This is a genomic window from Rheinheimera marina, from assembly GCF_042654345.1.
Lineage (GTDB): Bacteria > Pseudomonadota > Gammaproteobacteria > Enterobacterales > Alteromonadaceae > Pararheinheimera > Pararheinheimera marina.
This window is the reverse complement of record NZ_JBHSGB010000012.1, coordinates 67,282-87,180: the sequence shown is the minus strand read 5'-3', so window position 1 is coordinate 87,180 and position 19,899 is coordinate 67,282. Positions and strand designations below refer to the sequence as shown.

The 19,899-nt window shown below is 47.9% G+C and carries 15 protein-coding genes; 3 read left to right on the top strand and 12 right to left on the bottom strand.

Going from position 1 to position 19,899, the window contains the following annotated elements; genetic code table 11:
• Window positions 1-16: 16 nt before the first annotated feature.
• The 7 genes from ACFO3I_RS13685 to ACFO3I_RS13655 all read right to left on the bottom strand — a co-directional run bounded on the left by ACFO3I_RS13685 (window position 17) and on the right by ACFO3I_RS13655 (window position 8,675).
• Window positions 17-2,029, bottom strand: coding sequence for a methyl-accepting chemotaxis protein (locus ACFO3I_RS13685; RefSeq protein ID WP_377334787.1), 2,013 nt, complete (start codon window positions 2,027-2,029; stop codon window positions 17-19).
• Window positions 2,030-2,139: 110 nt separating this feature from the next.
• Window positions 2,140-2,931 carry a symmetrical bis(5'-nucleosyl)-tetraphosphatase gene (locus ACFO3I_RS13680; protein WP_377334785.1) on the bottom strand — a complete coding sequence of 264 codons (792 nt, stop codon included), beginning with the start codon at window positions 2,929-2,931 and terminating at the stop codon, window positions 2,140-2,142.
• Window position 2,932: 1 nt separating this feature from the next.
• Window positions 2,933-3,310, bottom strand: a complete 378-nt coding sequence (gene apaG / locus ACFO3I_RS13675; protein ID WP_377334783.1) for a Co2+/Mg2+ efflux protein ApaG — start codon at window positions 3,308-3,310, stop codon at window positions 2,933-2,935.
• A complete protein-coding gene (rsmA, locus tag ACFO3I_RS13670; RefSeq protein WP_377334781.1) occupies window positions 3,307-4,119 on the bottom strand; it encodes a 16S rRNA (adenine(1518)-N(6)/adenine(1519)-N(6))-dimethyltransferase RsmA in 813 nt (270 codons plus the stop codon). The genes apaG and rsmA overlap by 4 nt, the downstream gene beginning before the upstream one ends.
• Window positions 4,112-5,107 (bottom strand): 4-hydroxythreonine-4-phosphate dehydrogenase PdxA, encoded by a 996-nt coding sequence (pdxA, locus tag ACFO3I_RS13665; protein ID WP_377334779.1) that lies wholly within the window; start codon window positions 5,105-5,107, stop codon window positions 4,112-4,114. Before pdxA ends, rsmA begins: the two co-directional genes overlap by 8 nt.
• Window positions 5,104-6,396, bottom strand: coding sequence for a peptidylprolyl isomerase SurA (gene surA, locus ACFO3I_RS13660; RefSeq protein WP_377334777.1), 1,293 nt, complete (start codon window positions 6,394-6,396; stop codon window positions 5,104-5,106). Before surA ends, pdxA begins: the two co-directional genes overlap by 4 nt.
• Before the next feature lie 11 nt (window positions 6,397-6,407).
• Window positions 6,408-8,675: an LPS-assembly protein LptD gene (locus tag ACFO3I_RS13655; RefSeq protein WP_377334775.1), complete on the bottom strand. Its 2,268-nt coding sequence runs from the start codon at window positions 8,673-8,675 to the stop codon at window positions 6,408-6,410.
• A 123-nt stretch (window positions 8,676-8,798) separates the two neighbouring features.
• Between ACFO3I_RS13655 and ACFO3I_RS13650 the strand changes: the two genes are divergently transcribed.
• Genes ACFO3I_RS13650 through djlA form a run of 3 tightly spaced genes read left to right on the top strand, consistent with a single transcriptional unit; the run spans window position 8,799 to window position 11,286 of the window.
• Window positions 8,799-9,800: an aminoglycoside phosphotransferase family protein gene (locus ACFO3I_RS13650; protein ID WP_377334773.1), complete on the top strand. Its 1,002-nt coding sequence runs from the start codon at window positions 8,799-8,801 to the stop codon at window positions 9,798-9,800.
• Window positions 9,801-10,478, top strand: a complete 678-nt coding sequence (gene murU / locus ACFO3I_RS13645) for an N-acetylmuramate alpha-1-phosphate uridylyltransferase MurU (protein ID WP_377334771.1) — start codon at window positions 9,801-9,803, stop codon at window positions 10,476-10,478.
• A complete protein-coding gene (gene djlA / locus ACFO3I_RS13640) occupies window positions 10,468-11,286 on the top strand; it encodes a co-chaperone DjlA (RefSeq protein WP_377334769.1) in 819 nt (272 codons plus the stop codon). The genes murU and djlA overlap by 11 nt, the downstream gene beginning before the upstream one ends.
• A 131-nt stretch (window positions 11,287-11,417) precedes the next feature.
• Here djlA and ACFO3I_RS13635 read toward each other — a convergent pair whose 3' ends face one another.
• From ACFO3I_RS13635 to ACFO3I_RS13615, 5 genes are all read right to left on the bottom strand, one after another.
• A complete protein-coding gene (locus ACFO3I_RS13635; RefSeq protein ID WP_377334767.1) occupies window positions 11,418-11,834 on the bottom strand; it encodes a hypothetical protein in 417 nt (138 codons plus the stop codon).
• A gap of 1 nt (window position 11,835) precedes the next feature.
• Window positions 11,836-13,692: a tyrosine-type recombinase/integrase gene (locus ACFO3I_RS13630; RefSeq protein WP_377334765.1), complete on the bottom strand. Its 1,857-nt coding sequence runs from the start codon at window positions 13,690-13,692 to the stop codon at window positions 11,836-11,838.
• Window positions 13,689-15,326, bottom strand: coding sequence for a hypothetical protein (locus ACFO3I_RS13625; RefSeq protein WP_377334763.1), 1,638 nt, complete (start codon window positions 15,324-15,326; stop codon window positions 13,689-13,691). Before ACFO3I_RS13625 ends, ACFO3I_RS13630 begins: the two co-directional genes overlap by 4 nt.
• Complete coding sequence (locus ACFO3I_RS13620; protein ID WP_377334761.1) at window positions 15,326-16,381, bottom strand: tyrosine-type recombinase/integrase; 1,056 nt, start codon at window positions 16,379-16,381, stop codon at window positions 15,326-15,328. The genes ACFO3I_RS13625 and ACFO3I_RS13620 overlap by 1 nt, the downstream gene beginning before the upstream one ends.
• A gap of 720 nt (window positions 16,382-17,101) precedes the next feature.
• Window positions 17,102-19,897, bottom strand: coding sequence for an EAL domain-containing protein (locus ACFO3I_RS13615; protein ID WP_377334759.1), 2,796 nt, complete (start codon window positions 19,895-19,897; stop codon window positions 17,102-17,104).
• Between the last annotated feature and the right edge of the window lie 2 nt (window positions 19,898-19,899).

The window sequence follows — 19,899 nt, the reverse complement described above, 5'->3', positions numbered from 1 at the left end:
ATAGGATCCGAGTCTTTTAGACTTTGAATTGGTCCACTGACTGACGTAATTCTTCCGCCAGACGTGCCACTTCATGGCTGGACTGCGATGTCTGCTCAGCTCCTGAAGCTGTTTGTTCTGCGATAGTCACAATCGACTCCAACAGATGACTGATCTCATTCGAGACTTGGTTTTGCTCACGGGCAGCATGCGAAATTTGCTCACTCATGTCGTGTGCCAGATGAACTGCATTGGTTATAGATTCCAGTGCTTCAGCAGCGACTTCGGTCTGAGTGACACAGTTTTCGGCTTGTTTCTTGCCTTTGTTCATCGCTTCCACTGCGGCATGAGCGCCAGTCTGTAATACCTGGATCATCGCCTGGATTTCTTGGGTAGAAGCTTGGGTCTTGCTGGCAAGAGAGCGAACTTCATCAGCAACTACGGCAAAACCACGACCTTGTTCACCGGCACGGGCAGCTTCAATCGCTGCGTTTAATGCCAGCAGGTTGGTCTGTTCAGCGATACCCCGAATAACATCTAGGATGCTACCAATTGAGGCACTGTCTTTATGCAGCTTGTTAATCACACCTGAGGCCTGTTCCACTTCGTGAGATAACTGCAGAATGGTCTGTTTGTTATTTTCTGAAATGGTTTTTACGCGCTCTGCTTCGCTATCCGCATTTTTGATCTGACCCAGTGCGTCGTTCGAGCTTTGCATCACACCTTGTGACGTACTGCTCATTTCTGTGGTCGCAGTTGCCGCTTGGGTGACCTGAGATTTTTGCTCACGGATTGCTGTGGTGGTTTCCACTGTAATAGCCGAGGTCTGTTCAGATGCCGCAGCCAGCTGTGTAGAGCGAGAGATAATCCCCTGGATCAGCTGACGAAGATTGGTAATTACCTTGTTGCAGTTGCGGGCCAGCTCTCCAAATTCATCTTGTGAACTGTCATCCAGACGTTTGGTTAAATCACCAGATGCAACCACACCGAGCATCTCATTCACCTTAGCCAATGGCTGAGTCACTCTTCTGACTGTCAGTGTGGCGACCACAGCTGCGCCGGCAATGGAGGCTAGTGACAAAATGATAATGATGGAGATAGCTGTGTTCACGCTGCTCTGCGCTTCACCCTGAATTTCTCCGGCGACCGCGCGGGCACGGCTTAACAAGGCATTCAGGCTTTCAAGAGCTGCTTTGTTCAGATCTTCAGCATTTTGCAGCAGTTTTTCAGACGAGGCTGAAGCGGCCAGCATTTTTGTTTTCAGACTCAGGATGCCGTCGCCACCAATTAAGAGTTCAGTGATTGCCGTGATTTTTTCATCCAGCTCGGCGACCATATCTACACTGCTACCGGCTTCGTTACGGATAGCGGTCATTTGCTGGCTTACACCATCAACGCGGGATTTAATTTCGTTCGAAATAGTGTCTGAGGTCGATGGGTTGTTTGTTCTGGTCAAATCAACCACCACACTGACCAGTGTATTCAGACCCGTTTCCAGTTCAGTGGCAGCTTTAGCTGCATTTGGAAAACGACGATTCACCTCACGAACATCGCTGAAATCCAGCAACAATGAAGCCGAATCATCAGAATTCATTTCGAGGTCAGACAATTTGCTGGCAATTTCATCACGCAATGTCAGTTTGTTTTGCAGTTCATTGAATAACTTATCACTGACCGGAACAAAGTCAGTGTATGCAGCCAGAACCTGTTTAAAGGAGTTGGCCAGCTGTTCTTCTTCAGCCACAACGGATTGCAGTGCCGCTGCGGAAGCTTCATACAGGGCTTTTTCCTGGTCGAACGAACTCTTAAAGGTTTTCACCTGCTTAACTTCGTCTGCATTAAAAGCCTGCAGGCTTACTTTGCTCATTTTGACAAATTCGCTTTGTAAGACAGCACTGTTTTCCAGTGCAGGTATCGAGATATCGTTTACCTGGGACGTAGAGCTGTTGATACTGCTCAGGCTCATAAAAGAAGTGATGCCGATAATCAGCAGTAACAGTGAAATCACACCAAAACCACCGATAATCCGCAAGGCGACCGTTAACTTCATACTTTGACTCCCAAGATCAAAACGCATTTGCGGTTGCTGCCCATAAGGCAAAACTATTGTTACTGTTGTTTTTCTAAATATGTGCGGCATTATAACCGCGACTTACCCGATTAGACACTATACCGTTGACCACTTTCAATACAATAGGCGGTAAGTGAATTTCCCCAAACACAGCCTGTATCCAGAGCATGAATTCCTTTGACCGGACTCAAGCCCATTAACGAAGCCCAATGACCAAAAAAGATCTGTGGGTGCGGCACTTCTTGCCAAAACTCATACCATGGCCGCAATTGAGGCACTTCCGTTGGTGGACGTTTCTCTTTTAGTTCCAAAGCGCCATTGTGCTGGCAATAACGCATTCGGGTACAGCTATTGACGGTGAAACGCCAACGCTCTGCGTCTGTTGTGGCCTGATGCCATAAAGTGGGTTCGTTGCCATACATGTGCAGAAATAACTGCATCGGCGATTGCCGCAACAGTTGCTCTACTTTCGCGCAGGCCTGCAATGCGGTGGCAACAGACCAACCCGGCGCCAGTCCGGCATGCACAAGCAGCAGTTGTTCCTGCGGCTCGTAATGCATCAGTGGTTGATACCGCAGCCAATCCAGCAGTTCATCGCGGTCCGGTGCCTGCAATACCTGGTCAATCTGGTCTGATGCTTTGGCTGTCGCAACGCCGTATGCACAGGCCAGCAAGTGTAAATCGTGATTGCCGAGCACCACTTTATGCTGAGGGCCCAATGCTTTGATAAATCGCAAGGTCTGCAGTGATTCCGGGCCGCGGGCAACCAGGTCACCACAGAACCACAGCTCGTCCTGAGCCGAATTAAATTGCAGCCGCGCCAGCAGCTGTTTTAGCTGTGGCAGACAGCCCTGTATGTCGCCGATGACATAACGGGCCATATCAATTCAGAATGTTCGGCATGGCCAGCCGGAATAATGGAATGGACGTTTTAAAACTCAGTTGGCTTTGGCTGGTCATTTCATAATGGCCTTGCATAGTGCCAACCGGGGTTTCCAGCACGGCACCGCTGGTGTAACTGTAGCTCGCTCCCGGCGCCAGCTGTGGCTGCTCGCCGACAACACCATCGCCATAGACTTCGGTTTCTTTGCCATTGGCATCGGTAATCAGCCAATAGCGTTTGAGCAACTGCACAGATTCGCTGCTGAGGTTGCGCAGAGTAATGGTGTAAGCAAAGACATAACGGTTCTGTGCCGGGTCGGATTGTGCTGCGATGTAAAAAGTGTCGACCTGCACTGGAATTTCGAAGCTCAGACTCATTCGACAGGCTCCTGTTGTTGCAACCAGGCCGCCAGTTGAATAAATTGTTCAACCGACAGCTGCTCAGGTCTGAGCGTGGGGTCTAAACCCAACTGTTCCAGTTGCTCGGCGGTAGCGAAATTAGCAAAGCAGTTACGCAGTGTTTTGCGGCGCTGATTAAAGGCTTCAAGACAAACCCGGTTCAGCACCTGCACGGACACATTGTGCCGTTCTGCCACAGGTTTCGGAATTAACCTGACTACGGCGGAGTCTACTTTGGGGGCTGGTTTAAAGGCGCCTGGACCAACTTCGACCACAGGAATCGCCTGACAAAAAAACTGGGTCATCACCGTTAAACGGCCGTAGGTCTTGGAGCCGTGACCGGCAGTCATCCGTTCAACCACTTCTTTTTGCAGCATAAAGTGCATGTTTTCAATCGAGTCTGCATAGTCAAACAGATGAAACAGTAAAGGGGTCGAAATGTTGTAGGGCAGGTTGCCGAAAATTTTCAGCTTTTTACCCGGTTGCAACAACTGACGAAAATCGAATTTCATCGCGTCAGCCTGATAGATACTCAGCTTGTCCGACAGTGTAGGATGCTGTTGCAAACGTTCTGCCAAATCTCTGTCCAGTTCAACCACAGTCAGATGACCGGCTTGTTCAGCCACAGGTTCTGTCAGGGCGCCAAGGCCTGGGCCTATTTCAACCAGAATATCATCGGGTTTTGGGTTGATGGCGCGGACAATGCGACCAATCACTGCAGGATCGTGCAAAAAATTCTGGCCAAAACGTTTGCGGGCGTGGTGGCCCAAATGGACTTTATCAGACATGGTGTACTTGTGCTCGTCTGGCCAAATCGATGGCCTGTTCTACTGCGTGAAATAAACTACCGGGATCAGCTTTACCTGTACCGGCTAAATCCAGTGCTGTACCGTGATCCACCGAAGTGCGGATCAATGGCAAGCCCAGACTAATATTAACGGATTTGCCAAAACCTTTGTGTTTCAATACCGGCAGGCCCTGATCATGGTACATGGCTAATACAGCATCAGCATGGTCCAGGTATTTAGGCTGAAACAAGGTGTCGGCTGGCAAGGGGCCAACGAGCTGCATGCCTTCAGCACGCAGCTCGTTTAATGCCGGGATCATCACATCAATTTCTTCCCGGCCCAGATGGCCATCTTCCCCTGCATGCGGGTTCAGGCCGCAGACATAAATCACCGGATCAGGAATAGCGAATTTTTGCTGTAAATCTTTATGCAGCACGCGGGTCACCTGCTGCAGCCGCTCATAAGTAATAGCTTTGGCGACATAAGCGAGTGGGATGTGCGTGGTGGTCAGTGCCACCCGCAGCCCTTCGGTGGCCAGCATCATCACCACATAGGGCGTATTGGATTGCTGGGCAAAGAACTCGGTATGGCCGCTGAACGGGATGCCGGCTTGGTTGATGACACCTTTATGGACGGGGCCGGTGACAATAGCGGCAAACTCGCCTGACATAGCGCCTGAGCCCGCATAGGTCAGGGTCTGGACCACATAATGCCCGTTAGCTTCGTTCAGCTGACCGGCTTCCACCTGCTGCTCCAGCGCAAAATCATGCACTGCCAGGGTCCCTGCCTGTTGAGGGGTTGGCGGTAGCTCGGCCTGATAAGGGACCAGCTGCAATGGCAAGCCTAACTGCTGAGCCCGTTGCTTTAACAGTTCCGCATTGGCACAGACCACCAGTTGCACAGGCCAGCTGCGCTGGGCCAGCATAATCGCCAGGTCAGGGCCTATACCGGCAGGTTCTCCTGGGGTCAGTGCAATCCGTAACGTCATTCCGCCTGATCCAATACTTCAATGTAAGCCTGGTCGCGTAATTCGCGCAGGAAGTTGGCCTGCTCTTCCGCAAAGCGGCGGTTAAACAACATGCGATAGACCTGATCCTGTTTTTTCTCAGCAGTCATATCCACGGTACGACGGTCCAGTAACTGCACGATGTGCCAGCCGTGTTCGGTACGGAATGGTTCGCTGATTTCGTCTTTTTGCAGGCGCTGTAACGTGTCGCGGAAAGCGGGTACATACATGGCCGGGTCGGCCCAACCCAAATCGCCACCTTTCAGTTTAGAACCAGGATCTTCTGAGTTTGCCGAAGCAAATTCTGCAAAGTCGGCTTTGCCTGCTTTGAAATCGGCGACAAACTTCGCCAGAGTGTCTCGGGCTTTTTCTTCGCTCATAATGATGGACGGTTTAATCAGCACGTGACGGGATTTCACTTCCTGCAGCTCGGCCACATTGGCACCGCGGATATCAAAAATGGTCAGAATGTGGAAACCTGCACCAGAGCGCAGCGGGCCAATCAGGTCGGTTTTCTTTTTGCCGCGGATGGCGTCTGCGAACAATGTCGGCATTTCGTTGATGTTCATCCAGCCCATATCACCGCCGTCCAGTGCTGTGGTGTCTGATGAGGAGGCGATGGCAATTTTACGGAACTCACTGCCGTCGCGCAGCAATTTCATAACCTTGTCGGCACGGTCTTTGGCGTCGGCCAACTCTTCCGGGCTCGCCTGACTTGGCACTGCGACCAGGATATGGCCGATATTGTACTGTTCGTTGCTGGCGCCCTGTTCGTCCATCACACGCATCAGGTTATCGATTTCCTGCGGGCTGATATAGACACGGCGCTGTACGTTGGCACGTAACACTTCGCTGGTGGTCAGTTCATCGCGGAAGCGTTCACGAAACGCCTGGTAATCACCTTCTTCTTCAATAATACGCTGACGGAACTGCTCCAGACTGAGGTTTTCGCCGCGGGCCACGTTTTCCAGTGATTGGTCCAGTTGCGGGTCGGTGATCTGCAAACCCATACGTTTCGCCATCTGCAGCTGCAGGCTGGTATTGATCAGACGTTCCAGCACCTGCGTTTGCAGCGCACGGTCGGACGGTAAGGTCTGTCCCTGAGATTCGGCATTGCGTTTGACCATCGCCACCATATTGTTCACTTCGGTCTGAAGCACGACGCCATTGTTGACTATGGCGGCAACTCCATCCACTTTCTGTTCCACAGCCTGACTGTTCAGGCAGAACAGCAGAGGCAAGGACGTGAGCAAAACTGATTGTAACTTCATAAATTCCTGCGTTAATTATTTAGTAAATAAGGGCGACGGTAGCCGAATATACCATCACTGAGCATATCGGCCACACTGAAGCCAGCGGATTGACCAAAACCTTTTAAGACAAACTGGATGGCAACCCCGTTGTCAAAACTGGGGGCAAGCAGCGGATCATTCACCGCCTGTTCCAGGTTGGTATTTATCTGGCGTCTGGCCACTAACCGCACAGCCCAGCAGCAGTCTTCATACTGCAAACCCAGGCTGGCTTCCATCATTTGATCCTGATTCAGGTCACGGTAATAACTGGCAACCAACTTCCATTGATCGCTGATCGGTGTGGTTCCCAATAAGCCAGCCTGCTCAACTTCGTAGTCTGAGACCGATCTGCTATAGCGGTGGTTCAATTGCAGAACCGTATTATCATCAGCGATGTAGTCCACTGAGGCACTGCTTTTTACTAAACGTTCAGTGCTCGCGTCATATTGTACTGCGGTATTGAGGTACCAGCCTTTACGCCAGTGCCATAACAGTTCAGAGGCAAGCACCGAATCAGCCTGCACTGTTTCACCCGTAACGGCGTCGATACTTCTGGCATCCTGCAGGTAGACGATTTGGCCCAGGCTGAAGCGAAACAGCTCAGTGTCCTGTTCATCGTAAAAGCGGGTCGTGACCCCCAAGGTCACCTGATTGGTGTCAGCAATCCGGTCCAGTCCGGAATAACGGTTCTGCCGGAACAGACCATAGTAGTCATCCTGCAAGCGGGTGCTGTCATAACGGCCAATGGTGGATTGATCACGGTATGGCATATACAGGTACTGGATTTGTGGTTCCAGTGTCTGCAAAGCTGCCTTGCTGTCCCACTCCAGCTCGCGCTCTAAGTTAAATTTGGCATTCAGCCGTACTTTGGGCAGAGTCCGGCTTGGGTCTTTGTCAACGGCCACTAAATCCTGTCGGGTGTCCTGCTGGTATTGGGTATGCAGCAAGCTGGTTTCTGCGACCAATTCCATTGCCGGCGTCAGCAATGGCCAGCGCAGCGTCGGTTCCAGATGCAAGCGGTCGGCACTGTGGATGGTGGCATCATCATTTTTAAAATGAACATACTGACCTGACCACAAAAACTGCAAGCCAGACCCAAGCTCCATTGGTGCGGCCGACTGCAGGTCCAGCTGGGGCAAGGCCGCATATGAATTCAGGTAATTCCCCAGAGTTTCAAAACCCTGCAATTGCAGCTGCGAATCGACATGGTCACCGAAGTAATTCAGACTGGCCTGCCGGTACAGCTGGGTATCACTCTGGTTGGAGTAATCGGAACCGAGTTCTGTCAGGTAGGCATCGTCGCTGACGTCGGTAAAATCAATAGTCGCGCGCCAGCGCTCGGATAAATCGCCGGTGTGGCTGAGATGGCCTAAATAACGACTGCCGAAGCCTGCTGGTTTTTCGTTATCTTCCGGCATCATTTCCAGTTGTATAAAACCCTGTTGACCCGAGGTCAGGTAACGGAATTCCGATTTTAACTGTGCACCACGTTTACTCATATAACGTGGGGTCAGGGTTGCATCGTAGTTTTCCGCCAGATTCAGGTAATAAGGCGCTTCTAAGTCCAGCCCCAGCTTCTGTGAACTGCCAATCTTCGGAAACAACAAACCACTTTTGCGTTTCTCGCTGACCGGGAAGGTCATGTAAGGCAAGTAGAACACCGGGATATCGCCGATTTTCATCACGGAGTGCCAGGCTTCGCCCCAGCCTTCTTCATTATTAATTTGGATTGACTGAGCATGCAGGGCCCAGCTTTGGTCCTGCTCGGGGCAGGTGGTAAAGCTGGCTTCTGATAATTCAATTTGTTTTTCTTTGGCTTGCAGGCGCTCTGCAAAACCCCGACCTGATTGTTCGGTCAGCCGGTAATTGGCCTGGCCTAACTCAACGCTGTTTTGTTTCAATGAGGCATGAAAGTCACTACTGCTCACTTTCAGCCCCGGGCTGTAGTATTCAATGCCACCAGAGGCATTCAGCGTTTGTTGTTGTTGATCCAGACGGGCCTCATTGGCTGTCATCAGGGTATTGCGGTGGCTGATCTCAATATTGCCTTCAAGCACTGCGGTTTGATTTTGCAGCATCTTAATCCGATCCGATAAGACCTTCAGTCTGCTGTCATCGCTGCGTAACTGGTCAAAGCCTGCAGGCGGGGCTTCCGGTATGTAACACAGCTTCGCTGGAGCGACCGGCTCTTCAGCCAGAACCAGGCAGGGCAGGCCAAGTGCCAGCAGAATTAATCTGTGTATCAGGGTGGGGGTCATGCAACCTACTTAAATTCTAATCCGCGCAGAGAAAGACAAAAAACAGGAGCCTTATCATAAATGAATTTTACCGTTCCTGCTAATCCGTTATAGTGCCCTCTATGACCCCGACAGGAGTAAAAAGTGTCCAGCCGTTCCGACCTTATCGCACTCTTTTTGCAGCAGTATTTTACCAACGAACCCTACAGTCTGACGGCGATTTCCGGTGATGCCAGTTTCAGACGTTACTTTCGGGTTAGTACAGCCCGGCAGACCTACGTCTTGATGGATGCGCCAGTGCCTCAGGAAGATTGTGGCCGTTTTGTGGCGACTCAGCAAAGTCTGGCGGTGGCAGGATTGTTGGTACCTCAACTGCTGGCGAAGGAGCTGGACCAAGGACTATTGTTGCTGTCGGACCTGGGCGATCAATTGCTGCAGCCTTTGCTTAACGAGCAGACTGCAGTGGACTGGTATCGTCAGGCCTTAGCTCTGCTACCGAAAATCCGTTCTATTGCAGCCACCAGTGCAGGCCCTTTGCCAGAGTTTGACCAGGCTTTTGTGCTGCGTGAGCTGATGATTTGCCCTGAGTGGTTTTTGGGCACGCATTTGCAGCTTGAACTAAGCGAACAGGACTGGGCGCTCTGGCAGCAGGCATTTTCACTGCTCAGCGATGCGGCCATGCAGCAACCCAAAGCGGGGATGCACCGGGATTATCACAGCCGCAACCTGATGCCGCAAGCCGACGGCCAGTTAGCGGTGATTGATTTTCAGGACATAGTCCTGGGGCCTGTCAGCTATGACGCGGTGTCCCTGCTGAAAGACTGTTATGTCAAATGGCCGCCAGCTTTGGTGCAGCAGTTGGCGATTGAGTTTTATCAGCAGTTGCAACAACGCGGTGAGCTTAGCTCTGAGGTCAGCGAGCAGACTTTTCTCCGTTGGTTCGATTGGATGGGGTTACAGCGTCATATTAAAGTGCTGGGCATTTTCAGCCGCCTGTATCACAGGGACAACAAAGCAGGCTATTTGCCTGATCTGCCACGGGTATTGGGTTATGTGCTGGAATGCTGTCAGCGTTACCCAGAGTTTCAGCCGTTGGCGTTGTGGTTGGAGCAGCATGTGGTTCCTCTACTGGCACCGGAGTATTAAATGAAAGCCATGATTCTGGCCGCTGGTCGCGGCGAACGCATGCGGCCTTTGACCGATCAGTTACCCAAACCTTTGCTGAACGCTGCAGGTAAACCACTGATCCAATACCATATTGAATCCCTGGTGAGAGCCGGTTATCGCGAGCTGGTCATTAATCATGCCTGGCTTGGCGACAAATTAACGGCTTATCTTGGGGATGGTCAGCGTTTTGCCGCACAGATCCGGTATTCGGATGAAGGCACTGAAGGGCTGGAAACCGCTGGTGGTATTCGCCAGGCCTTGCCGTTATTAGGCAACGAGCCTTTTCTGGTGGTCAATGGCGATATCTGGACCGATCTCGATTTCTCATCCCTGCATTTGCCTGCAGACAAACTGGCGCATTTGGTGTTGGTGCCCAATCCTCCTCAACATCCGCAAGGTGACTTTGGCCTGCAGCAGGATGGGTTGGCGCTGCAGCAGGCGGCTACTCAATACACCTTCAGTGGTATTGCACTGTACAGACCGGCATTTTTTCAGCAGGTACCTGCGGGTAAACAAAAGCTGGCGCCTTTTTTACGCAGCGCCATGGCGCAGGGACTGGTCAGTGCAGAGCTGTATCAGGGGCAATGGTTTGATATTGGCACCGTGGAACGGCTGACTCAGTTGTCAGACTTACTGGAGAAGCGGCATGTGGGGTAAGTTGCTGGGTGCGCTGTTTGGCATGGCGCTGCTCAAGTGGCCCGGCCTGGTGTTGGGACTGTTGATTGGTTATTGGTTTGACAAAAGGTATGCCGAGGCTTTTCGTCAAGCGGGTGGCTTTGCTGGTTTTGGCCGCGATCAGACCGAGGCGCAGGGGATATTCCGCTACAACACCTTTGCCGTGATGGGCCATATAGCCAAAGCCAATGGGGTGGTGACGCAAGCTCATATACAACAAGCCAGTGTGTTTATGCAGCAGCTCGGTTTGACCACGGCACAGGTGCAGGAAGCGCAAAATGCGTTTCGTGACGGCAAGCAAGCCGATTTTCCGGTGGAACAACAACTGGCAGAGTTTCGTACGGTATTTCGTTTCCGGCCGGACTTATTGCTGCTATTTATGGAAATTCAGATCAGCATGGCCTATGTCGATCTTGATTTGAGTGCGCCGGAGCAGCGCATTCTGCTCAAGGTGGCCAAAGCGCTTGGCTTGTCTGAAGCACAGTTACAACAGATGGTGCGTCGTTATGAAGCTGAAGCCCGTTTTGCCCGCAGCCGCCAGGGCCAAAGTAAGCAAGACGACAGCCAGCAACTGGCGTCCGCTTATAAAGTGCTGGGGGTTGAGCCTGGGGTCAGTGAAACCGTTCTGAAAAAAGCCTACAAAAAATTAATGGCACAGCATCACCCGGACAAGCTGGTGTCGCAAGGTTTGCCGCCTGAGATGCTGGAACTGGCCACTAAAAAGTCTCAGGACATTCAGGCCGCCTATGAACTGGTCAAAGCACAGCAGGTCAGGAACGGAAAAACATAAAATACACCGCACCTAACAGGCACAGGCCGGCGTAGACATAATTCCAATTTATTAGTACTCTACCAACAGTGTTACATTAGATAAGCCATTGAAATGTTTAGGAATGATTTTAGTGACACTTTTCGCAATTTTTAGGTGTTTTTTCCTTTAAAAATAGCCACATTATCGCTAGAAATGATGGCCTGTAGCCGTCTAATTTCCAAGGTCAAACTGGCGTTCTTCGAAGCAAGTGCATCCAGTTGTTTCGTCAACTCCTTGTTGAGTTCAAGTAACTGCCGGTTTTTCTCCTGTACCTTTTTTAATGCTTCATGCTTGCGATTGCGCTGAGCCTGGATTTGCTTATTAGAATTGCCCCTTATCCGCTCTAAAAGGTCGGGATAGTCATTATGGATAAGAGATCTGCTGACTCCTGCTTCTTCGGCTACCGCTGCCACCGAGATTTTACGACCTATATTAACTACTTGTGGTCGTTGTTGCTCCAGTCGGACAATAGCCCTGCGAATTTTGTCATGGGTGTCCTGACGGTGCTTTGTATGATAGTCAGACATTCTATGTTACTCGTTCTTTTATTGTTCTGATATCAGCCCCTAACTCCGCCAATACCTTTTCGCAGCGTGTTATTGCTCGCTCTATCGTAAGGTTTTCGGCCTCGCCCATACCACTTAATTGGCGAAGCTCAATTTGTTGGACATAGACTGCCTCCCACCATTTCTGTTTTTTATCGTCAATGACCCCATGCTCACACGACTCGCACTGGCCACCACCACAACCGCCATCATCGTTAGTGCACCAGGCAATACTGGTTGATCGCAAAAATATTTGGTTAGAAATGGCTTTAATCATCTCTTTACGAGAGGCATAGGTACGCACATGTTCGCCTTTTTCACGCAGGTTACGGATATATGGCGCGAGCCCTCCAGACAAAGGGGTATCAGGTTCTAACCAGTGCCCGATAATTCCTTGTCTGACAGTATCAAATGCACTGTATATCTCATCATAAAGCTCCAAATCCTGGACTTCATTCATTGCATACAATGCAGCCATGTCCAGTGACCAATGTTTAAAGTGATCACGCAGGTATCTTAGATCTCCAAGCTTGTGATGAACGACGTAGTTAGCAAATGTTCGCCTGAACTGATGTGGAGTCAGATGCCAATCTAGCCCTAGCATTTTTATCCGAATTTGCAACGTAGATGTTAATGAGTGACCACTTAACACGTTAATTTGCTTGTTCTTTGTAGCGACAGAAAGGGCTATGCAACCTGATAATGCCTCCAGTCGCTTGACTTCAGAATATTGGTGAGCATCCTGGGCATCGCGTAATCTTGTTTTTAACAATGCGTTTAATGGTGAAGATAATCGCTCCAGTATATTTACTGCATCAATAGCGATTTTTGGGCAGAGCCAATGGGTGTGCCCTTCGTTGGTTTTATCAGACCGAGATCCAATGAAATAGAACCTCTCCCCATCTTTAACCTGACTGTACCAACAGTCCTGTTTAATATTTAATAGTTCATGAATACGCATTCCGGTTGTAAGTAAGATAAGTAAAAAGGCACTATCCCGCAGCTCAAAAAGAGCATTCTTAAGCTGCCGGAGTCCTGCGGGCCATCCACGTTGTTTTAATAATTGGTTCTTTTCATCATTCTGACTCACCAGGTGTTTGCTTTTTAATGTCATTTCTGCAATAGAATCTCGGTGTGCAATGAGCTCATTTGCACGACTCAGCTGTTTTTCAGCCCACTGCGCCAATGGAGCAAGAATAACGTCTGGGATAATCGAAGTTTTAGGTGATAGGTTGTATTTCAATCCAGATAGTACCGAAGCACTGGACTCGGGCCATGGATGCTCAAATGAATGCACAGTTCCCAATGTACTGCGCCAACAGGTTTCAACTGCCATAAATCTGGATGTTTGAACATTCGCAGTTATAGGCGTTCCTTTTCGCTTTCCTTTATCGTGAATGAGTGATTTAACGTGCTGCACGTATTGCTGTGCCAGCATGGGGGTAATGTCAGCTAAGGAGCTTACATCACGAGTTTTTAACCAATGTAGATGTAAGACGATAGAGTCAAAAAGATTAATATAAGACTTTCCTGCCTTTCTGTTGCTGAACGTTTCGCTGCCCCACAGCTGTCTCGCCATAATGAGCTTTGCAGCCACTCTGAGTTTTTGCGTTCCAATACGCTCGAAATTTAGTTTCTTTTGACCATTCTGCACGCCGTGAGGGAACCAATGGTGAGGCAACTGCCATACAGAGTCTTCATAGCGTGAAAGTACATGGTATTGACCATCACTAAGTTTCACCGCTGTAATGATTCCTTTTGGGTTATCCTCATAATGGATGGTATCAAGTAAGCGTATTTTATCTGAAAAGATAGCTTCAGCTGAAACGTTCATGTTCATTGAGTCAACCTAACCATATCTAGGCTCCGCCAAAACGGATGGGGCGATGTTTTTGCTTGCTCTCGTGCCGCATTTACTCGCCCAGTGTCAAATTGTGGCCCAATATCGTTATCAATGATACGGATGATATGACGAAGGTACTTCTCCCAACGTTTTGCGCCGAAACTGCCCCGTTCATTTACCACTGCCCAATAAAAGCTATACAGGCGATATAAATCATCTTCGGTAACGACAAAGCTTTTGCAGCGAAAGCAGTTGAGGACATCCATACACACAGTACCATTCTTTGGGGCGAGATGGCCGTAACGGGGATCTGTGCATCTGGCAATCGCTGTGCGGTCAGCAGGTATATGAGTTACATCCAGAAGTTGTTTAATTCGGGTTTCTCCGATAAACCGCATATTTCGTTCAGCCTCTGGCGGTGCCTCCCAATAGTGTTTGTTGGCGGTATCGGGGTTATGTTTGCCATGCCTGGCAGTGATTAAGGGATCTTGCCCTGAGAGTTCCCAGATGCGGTTAATGTAGGTTTTTCGCAATCGCATCATACTCAATTTCATGGAGCGACCATCATCATCTTTTAGGGCATGTTTTTCGATTAAGTTCTGAATCGACATCCAAAGGGTATTTAACCTTAGTGGCCGGACAGCACCATAGTTGCCACCACTTTCACTTTGATAGACTAGCAGGTGATTTGGGTTGCTATAGTGCATCCTCAGTGCTGCATTACGTTCAATGAGCATGTCGATGGTATTTGCGACATTCAGTTTTACACTTTGAAGCAGAGCAATATCTTCACTTTGCCGCAGAGAAACTAAATGAGTTGAATTGCCCCTCCGTTTAAAGGCTACTAAGAGTCGTAAATTAGCTTTCAGTGGGTGTGGTTGAAGGCAATCTATCGGTAATGACAACACGGGGGTTGGGTTCATTCCGGTTGAAATGCCAATGGCCAAAACACAGACTGCAAGGTCATAACTTGAAAGTGGCATATCCGATGACAGAATTCGACTCATTTCAGATTTAAGTGCCAGGACAAGATAGCGTTTTTCATGCTGGCTTAACGGTCGCTCACCTTTCATTTGTTTGTTGGAATGAGGAAACGGATTGCGTGGAAAAAGAGTTTTGATATCTACATCCGGCAAATATCCGGCTCTATGGCACGCAATCAACAAGGATTTTGTCAGAGTATAGCTCGTTTTCTGAGAGGCAGGTGCAAGTGTCAGTCCTTTAATGTACTGAATATATTCGATAATGTATTTAGGAGTAACGCTGGACAGTGTGATGTCATTTTTGACGCTAGCATGAAGTAGGCTGCAAAAATCGAATAAATTACGAGCGCCAATATAGCAATAGCCTGCGATACTTACGATAGATAAGGAGCTTTGGTGGGTACTGATGCTTTCTGACAACAAGTGTTCTATTGTGTGTTGGCAGGCAAAAACAATTTCATTGAAACCCTTGCCGTAAAATCGGCAAAAGTCGAAGTTGCGAAGCGTAGAGTTGTTTTCAGGAAACTTGACGATGGTGCTTGTTGGTAAAGAATTTATCGCTATTTGTGGCTGAGAGTGTGTACTTGTAAGAGCTGGCGCTATGGGTTCGATTTCCTTAGGTAGTAGCTGAAATTTTTTCCCGCTCATCAGATTATCTCCTCACATATAGCATCAATCTCTTGTTGATAGCTGTTGATCAGATCGTCTTCGATTTCGTGAAGAAAATGTAGATAACGCTCTGTGGTGGTTATACTGGTGTGTCCCAGTCGGTCGCGAACATACAGTAATGGTTCAAAGCCCAAGCCTTTTTTCTGGCGTAATGACTTCAAAGTATGAGTCGCATAGGTGTGCCTCAACATATGTGGGTTTACATGAAACGGTAAATTGAGGCGTTTTAGCTGATTATTAAAAGACTTGGCCGTTAGGCTCCAGGCTTCACCATGCCTTGCTACGAAGAGTCTGTCTGTTGGCGTTACTTGTCTTGCCAGCAACTGATAGCGTTCGTGGATCACATAATTCCACAATGCTGACATCACTGAGACTGGCACATGAATAGATCGCGGTACACTCCCTTTGGTGTTCATTTCTGCAGGATTAAGTTGGACGACGATGTGGCTTCGTGCAGAAGTGCTGGCTGGATTAATCACATATTTGAAGGGAAAGGTCAGAATTTCCTCTTTTCGCAGGCCGGTGCTAAGCGCCAATCTGACCATAAGGTACAAAGTTTTATCTCTAGTGGCTTTCAGCAAATCAGCAATCTGTTCACCGTTCAGTACTTTGATCTGAGTGCGTGATTGCTTTAACATCACGTCTGGACGCATCTTATGTCCACCACTGGTGTCAGTGTGTGCGAGAAACTGTTTGGGTTTTCGGACAATGACGTCCTGAAGCTCGTATGGCAAAGTGCTTACCCAGCCGCGATTACAGGCGTATTGGTAAAACTTAATGATCAAACCAAGCCGTCGATTGATCGTGGTTGCTCCAACATTAAACTGAGACATTGAAGCGTCTCGGTAAACCGCTAGTAGCCGATTTTCTGTACGTGAGTTAATACTTCTCCAATCTAAATTATTCGCCTCAATAAAGGCAAAATAGTCGTATGCATCTCGTCCATAGGTCTCCCAACTACGTATACTTTGCACTGATCCACGTTTGATACAGTAATAGACCAGCCACTCTAGGGCTTCTGCGAATATATCCATGTTCTTGTCCAGCAGAATTGGAAAGTCCTGATATGGAATCCCATGGATAGTAAAATCACTGGTGGAAAATACGAGCTTCATTATCTAAAAGGCATTTGTGGGAACTATTAATAACTTCAGTATAGATAAGTCGCTCAGCTGCACAAACTCGCGGTATTATATTTACCTCCTCATTGCAACTGTTCCTTAACACTTGTCGAAAATTAACACCACGACTATCACTGAAAGTACCACTTCCGTGGATCGTGGCTTTGTGCCAGAAGAGGACATATCCCGTGGCTGATAGAAAAGACTGCTTTGCTGTTCAAAGCCGTCAATACTTAACTTCAGACAGCATCAAAATCGCTCACTTTTTTTTAATTGCTTAATTGTCTGAATCCGCAACTCACTAATCATATTAACTTCTCTATAAAAGAAGTGATGCTCATGCATGAGCTGTGCATTATGTAACTTCGCACAGTAGAGTGCATACTATACTGGCATCAATACATCATTCCAGCCATTTACGGTGGCGATTCGGCTAGCAACCATGTTACATGCTCGCCAATACTGCAGTTCAAAAATTATACTGTTGTATTCATGTAACACAGCATCGAACACAAACGGTCTTCTTAGGTAATTGTTAGAATGCTACGATTACAAATTTGTTACGTTCTCCAGTTTTGCAGAACCGAAAATCGCTCAGCTCGTATAAAAATTCGCAATTTCTGATATGCAAGTTTAATTAAGTGAGAGCTCTTTACTAAGCTTCTCAATTGGCAGAGGGTGGGCAATATGAAACCCCTGTACCATATCAACATTCAGCTCAGTCAAGCAGTCTAGAATATCTTGCTCACTAACAAACTCTGCAATGGTTTTAATGTTAAGGCTGCGTGCCATATCAATAATACTTTTGGTGACTAAGCGACTGTTTTCATTTTTTACGATTGTTTTGATTATAGAGCCATCGATCTTAATATAATCGGGCTTTATTTCGACTAAATACGCAAAGTTTGAATAACCACTCCCGAAGTCGTCTATCGCAATTTTGGCACCGAATTTTCTAACCTGCTTGATAAAGTCAGCTACGCTGTTGAAGTCCTGAATCGCTTCTGACTCAGTTATTTCGAAAATCATATTGGCACCACCATATTGGTGTAACTTGTCAAAAATAAAATTTTTGGTTTGCTGGTCTGCAATATCCTGAATCGATAAATTAACTGAGATTATGCAGTTCAGCCGGTTTGCGGTATCAACGGAAATGGTTACTACTTCTCTCGTCAGTGCACCGTAGAGGCGGGTTTTTTTGATATGTTGTAAGAACTCTCCCGGTGATAACAGGCTGCCATCGTTGGTATTTATTCTTACTAATGCTTCGTATTTGGCAGGATTTTGAAAACTGTCTTTCACATAAGCCAGCCGCTGAAATACTGCCATGATGCGTTTCTCAGCCAAAGCATTACGAACTTCTTCGATACAGGAGTACGCCCGGTTACTGGTTAAATCATGATCTGTTTTAACGACGCAGCCTCTGGTGTAACTTAATTTGGCATCGTTCAGTGCGCTTTCTGCCAGAGCCATAGAGTGCGTTTCAGAAATGCCAACGCCCATGCTAAGTGTAATATCAAAAGATTTTGCATTTACATCAACGCTATGTTCTTCGATATGAGCTTTTAACTTTTCACACATCCTGATAAAAACCGTGGTGTCTAAGTTTGTCGCTGCAAGTAAGGAAAAGGTTGCACCATTAATCCGGTAAGGTTCAATTCGAAGGTTATAGCTATATTCCTTTAACATGTTAGCGATAGTTTTTATGATGTCGTCACCATGTTCCATCCCCCAGACATCATTTAATAACTTAAAGTTGCGTACATCAATCATAGCCAGAGCGATTCTTTGCTGTTGCTTTAAGTCGGCAGAAAGTTTGGCGCGATTCGGCAAGCCAGTAAGTGCATCTGTGGTGTGCATTTTTATTGTTTGCCGCGCTTTTACTACGTCGGTAATATCCTGGCGGATACTCAGAAAGCTGGAAATATTTTGCTGCTCATCCAGCAGCGGCACGACGACCGTTTTTACATAATACCCGGAGCCATCTTTACGCTTGTTCAGCATCAGCCCCTGCCACGGCTTTTTTTGAGAGATAGTTCGCCATAAGCTGTGATGCACTTTTGCCGGCATAGCAGGATTCTTAATAATACGGTGGTTTTTTCCTAACAATTCATGGCTTTTATAGCCGCTGATTTCCTCAAATTTTTTGTTTACGTAGGTAATATTACCATGCGGATCAGTCATGGAGACGATAGAGCTATAGTTCAAAGCGTACTGTTGTTGCTCCAGAAAAATCATCGCCTCGTTTAACTCTACCCCGGTCGTCTTAGCTAAAAATGCCAGAGTTTGTAATGAGTTGGGTTTTGCAGTGTTCGATCGTAATGTAGTGAACTGCAACTCAATAGTTTCCGCTTGCTCGGCTAAAACTAACAGAGTGCTGGAAAGGTTATGCAGGCTGAAATGCTGTTGTTCTGTGGCAAATTCTCCGTATAAAAAGCAACCGTTAGCTTGATTTAGGGTGCCAAGCTTCGACACTTCCTGCTCAATTTGCTGTTGCATAAAAGTTTTTCGGGCAGCACATGAATAGATCAGTGGTGCTATGCCACTTTGTTGCTCTAGCTGTTGTACTTCTGTGCTCAATCCATGCAGATCAGCAAAGGAGAAATAAACCTGATCGTTAACTTGCAGGTTACCGGCTAAAATTACCCCTTGTTTATCTGAAGTAATGCCAACAGGTGCCCGCAAAAACTGTTGCTGGCCTCTTTTAACCAGGAGTGGGAATTCCATCACTGTATTGGGGAAGCCACTCAGAACATGCTCACCTAAATATTTTCGATAGATCTCCAACACAGGGGTATTATCGAGGCTATAAAGAACATTATTTTTTACCGAAGTGACAGTAAACTTTTGGCCAATCGGGTGCCAGCCGCGGTAACTTATCAAGCTCGTTTGCAGTTTCTCACCGGATAATGCGATCCCTACTAAACCTTGCTGATAGAGCTTGTCCTCTAAAAGTGTAAAAGTACTGTGAAAAACATTGTTATCAGCAGCGTACCCGCCGGTAACTAAACTGTCTGGGTATTGCTGGTTAAGCGAGCTTAAAAGTGGCTCTGCACTATCCTGTAATGCATTAGCAAAACAAATCATCACTTTAGGATGTAACCTTGGCGGCAGAGTGTGGATAGTATCTATACCGGCCGTCAGAGCCGAGTAAAATGGTATGACTTCAATCTCAGTTTCAAACATTATGATGTCAATCACAATGGCTTCAGATACGCAGGTACCACGATAAATCTCTCCAGCCGTGGAAGTACCGATCAGCACAAAGTGGGGAAGGCTGGCTTTAAGCATCCGCTGTACGTGCAAGGTTTCGTCCGGGCTACGCCCGGAAAATAGCTGAACAATTCCGTGACCTGAACTCAGCCTGTGCTCGGACAAGTAAGCCTGCAGCTCCTGTTCCGAGCTATAAATCAGTTTTAAGGTGCGCATGG

What these genes read in the sequence shown, in the direction of transcription:
- ACFO3I_RS13635 (WP_377334767.1), bottom strand. Translation starts at nt 11,834, where the DNA reads ATGTCTGACTATCATACAAAGCACCGTCAGGACACCCATGACAAAATT.
- ACFO3I_RS13680 (WP_377334785.1), bottom strand. Translation starts at nt 2,931, where the DNA reads ATGGCCCGTTATGTCATCGGCGACATACAGGGCTGTCTGCCACAGCTA.
- ACFO3I_RS13655 (WP_377334775.1), bottom strand. Translation starts at nt 8,675, where the DNA reads ATGACCCCCACCCTGATACACAGATTAATTCTGCTGGCACTTGGCCTG.
- murU (WP_377334771.1), top strand. Translation starts at nt 9,801, where the DNA reads ATGAAAGCCATGATTCTGGCCGCTGGTCGCGGCGAACGCATGCGGCCT.
- apaG (WP_377334783.1), bottom strand. Translation starts at nt 3,310, where the DNA reads ATGAGTCTGAGCTTCGAAATTCCAGTGCAGGTCGACACTTTTTACATC.
- rsmA (WP_377334781.1), bottom strand. Translation starts at nt 4,119, where the DNA reads ATGTCTGATAAAGTCCATTTGGGCCACCACGCCCGCAAACGTTTTGGC.
- ACFO3I_RS13630 (WP_377334765.1), bottom strand. Translation starts at nt 13,692, where the DNA reads ATGAACATGAACGTTTCAGCTGAAGCTATCTTTTCAGATAAAATACGC.
- ACFO3I_RS13620 (WP_377334761.1), bottom strand. Translation starts at nt 16,381, where the DNA reads ATGGATATATTCGCAGAAGCCCTAGAGTGGCTGGTCTATTACTGTATC.
- ACFO3I_RS13615 (WP_377334759.1), bottom strand. Translation starts at nt 19,897, where the DNA reads ATGCGCACCTTAAAACTGATTTATAGCTCGGAACAGGAGCTGCAGGCT.
- ACFO3I_RS13685 (WP_377334787.1), bottom strand. Translation starts at nt 2,029, where the DNA reads ATGAAGTTAACGGTCGCCTTGCGGATTATCGGTGGTTTTGGTGTGATT.
- ACFO3I_RS13625 (WP_377334763.1), bottom strand. Translation starts at nt 15,326, where the DNA reads ATGAGCGGGAAAAAATTTCAGCTACTACCTAAGGAAATCGAACCCATA.
- pdxA (WP_377334779.1), bottom strand. Translation starts at nt 5,107, where the DNA reads ATGACGTTACGGATTGCACTGACCCCAGGAGAACCTGCCGGTATAGGC.
- surA (WP_377334777.1), bottom strand. Translation starts at nt 6,396, where the DNA reads ATGAAGTTACAATCAGTTTTGCTCACGTCCTTGCCTCTGCTGTTCTGC.
- djlA (WP_377334769.1), top strand. Translation starts at nt 10,468, where the DNA reads ATGTGGGGTAAGTTGCTGGGTGCGCTGTTTGGCATGGCGCTGCTCAAG.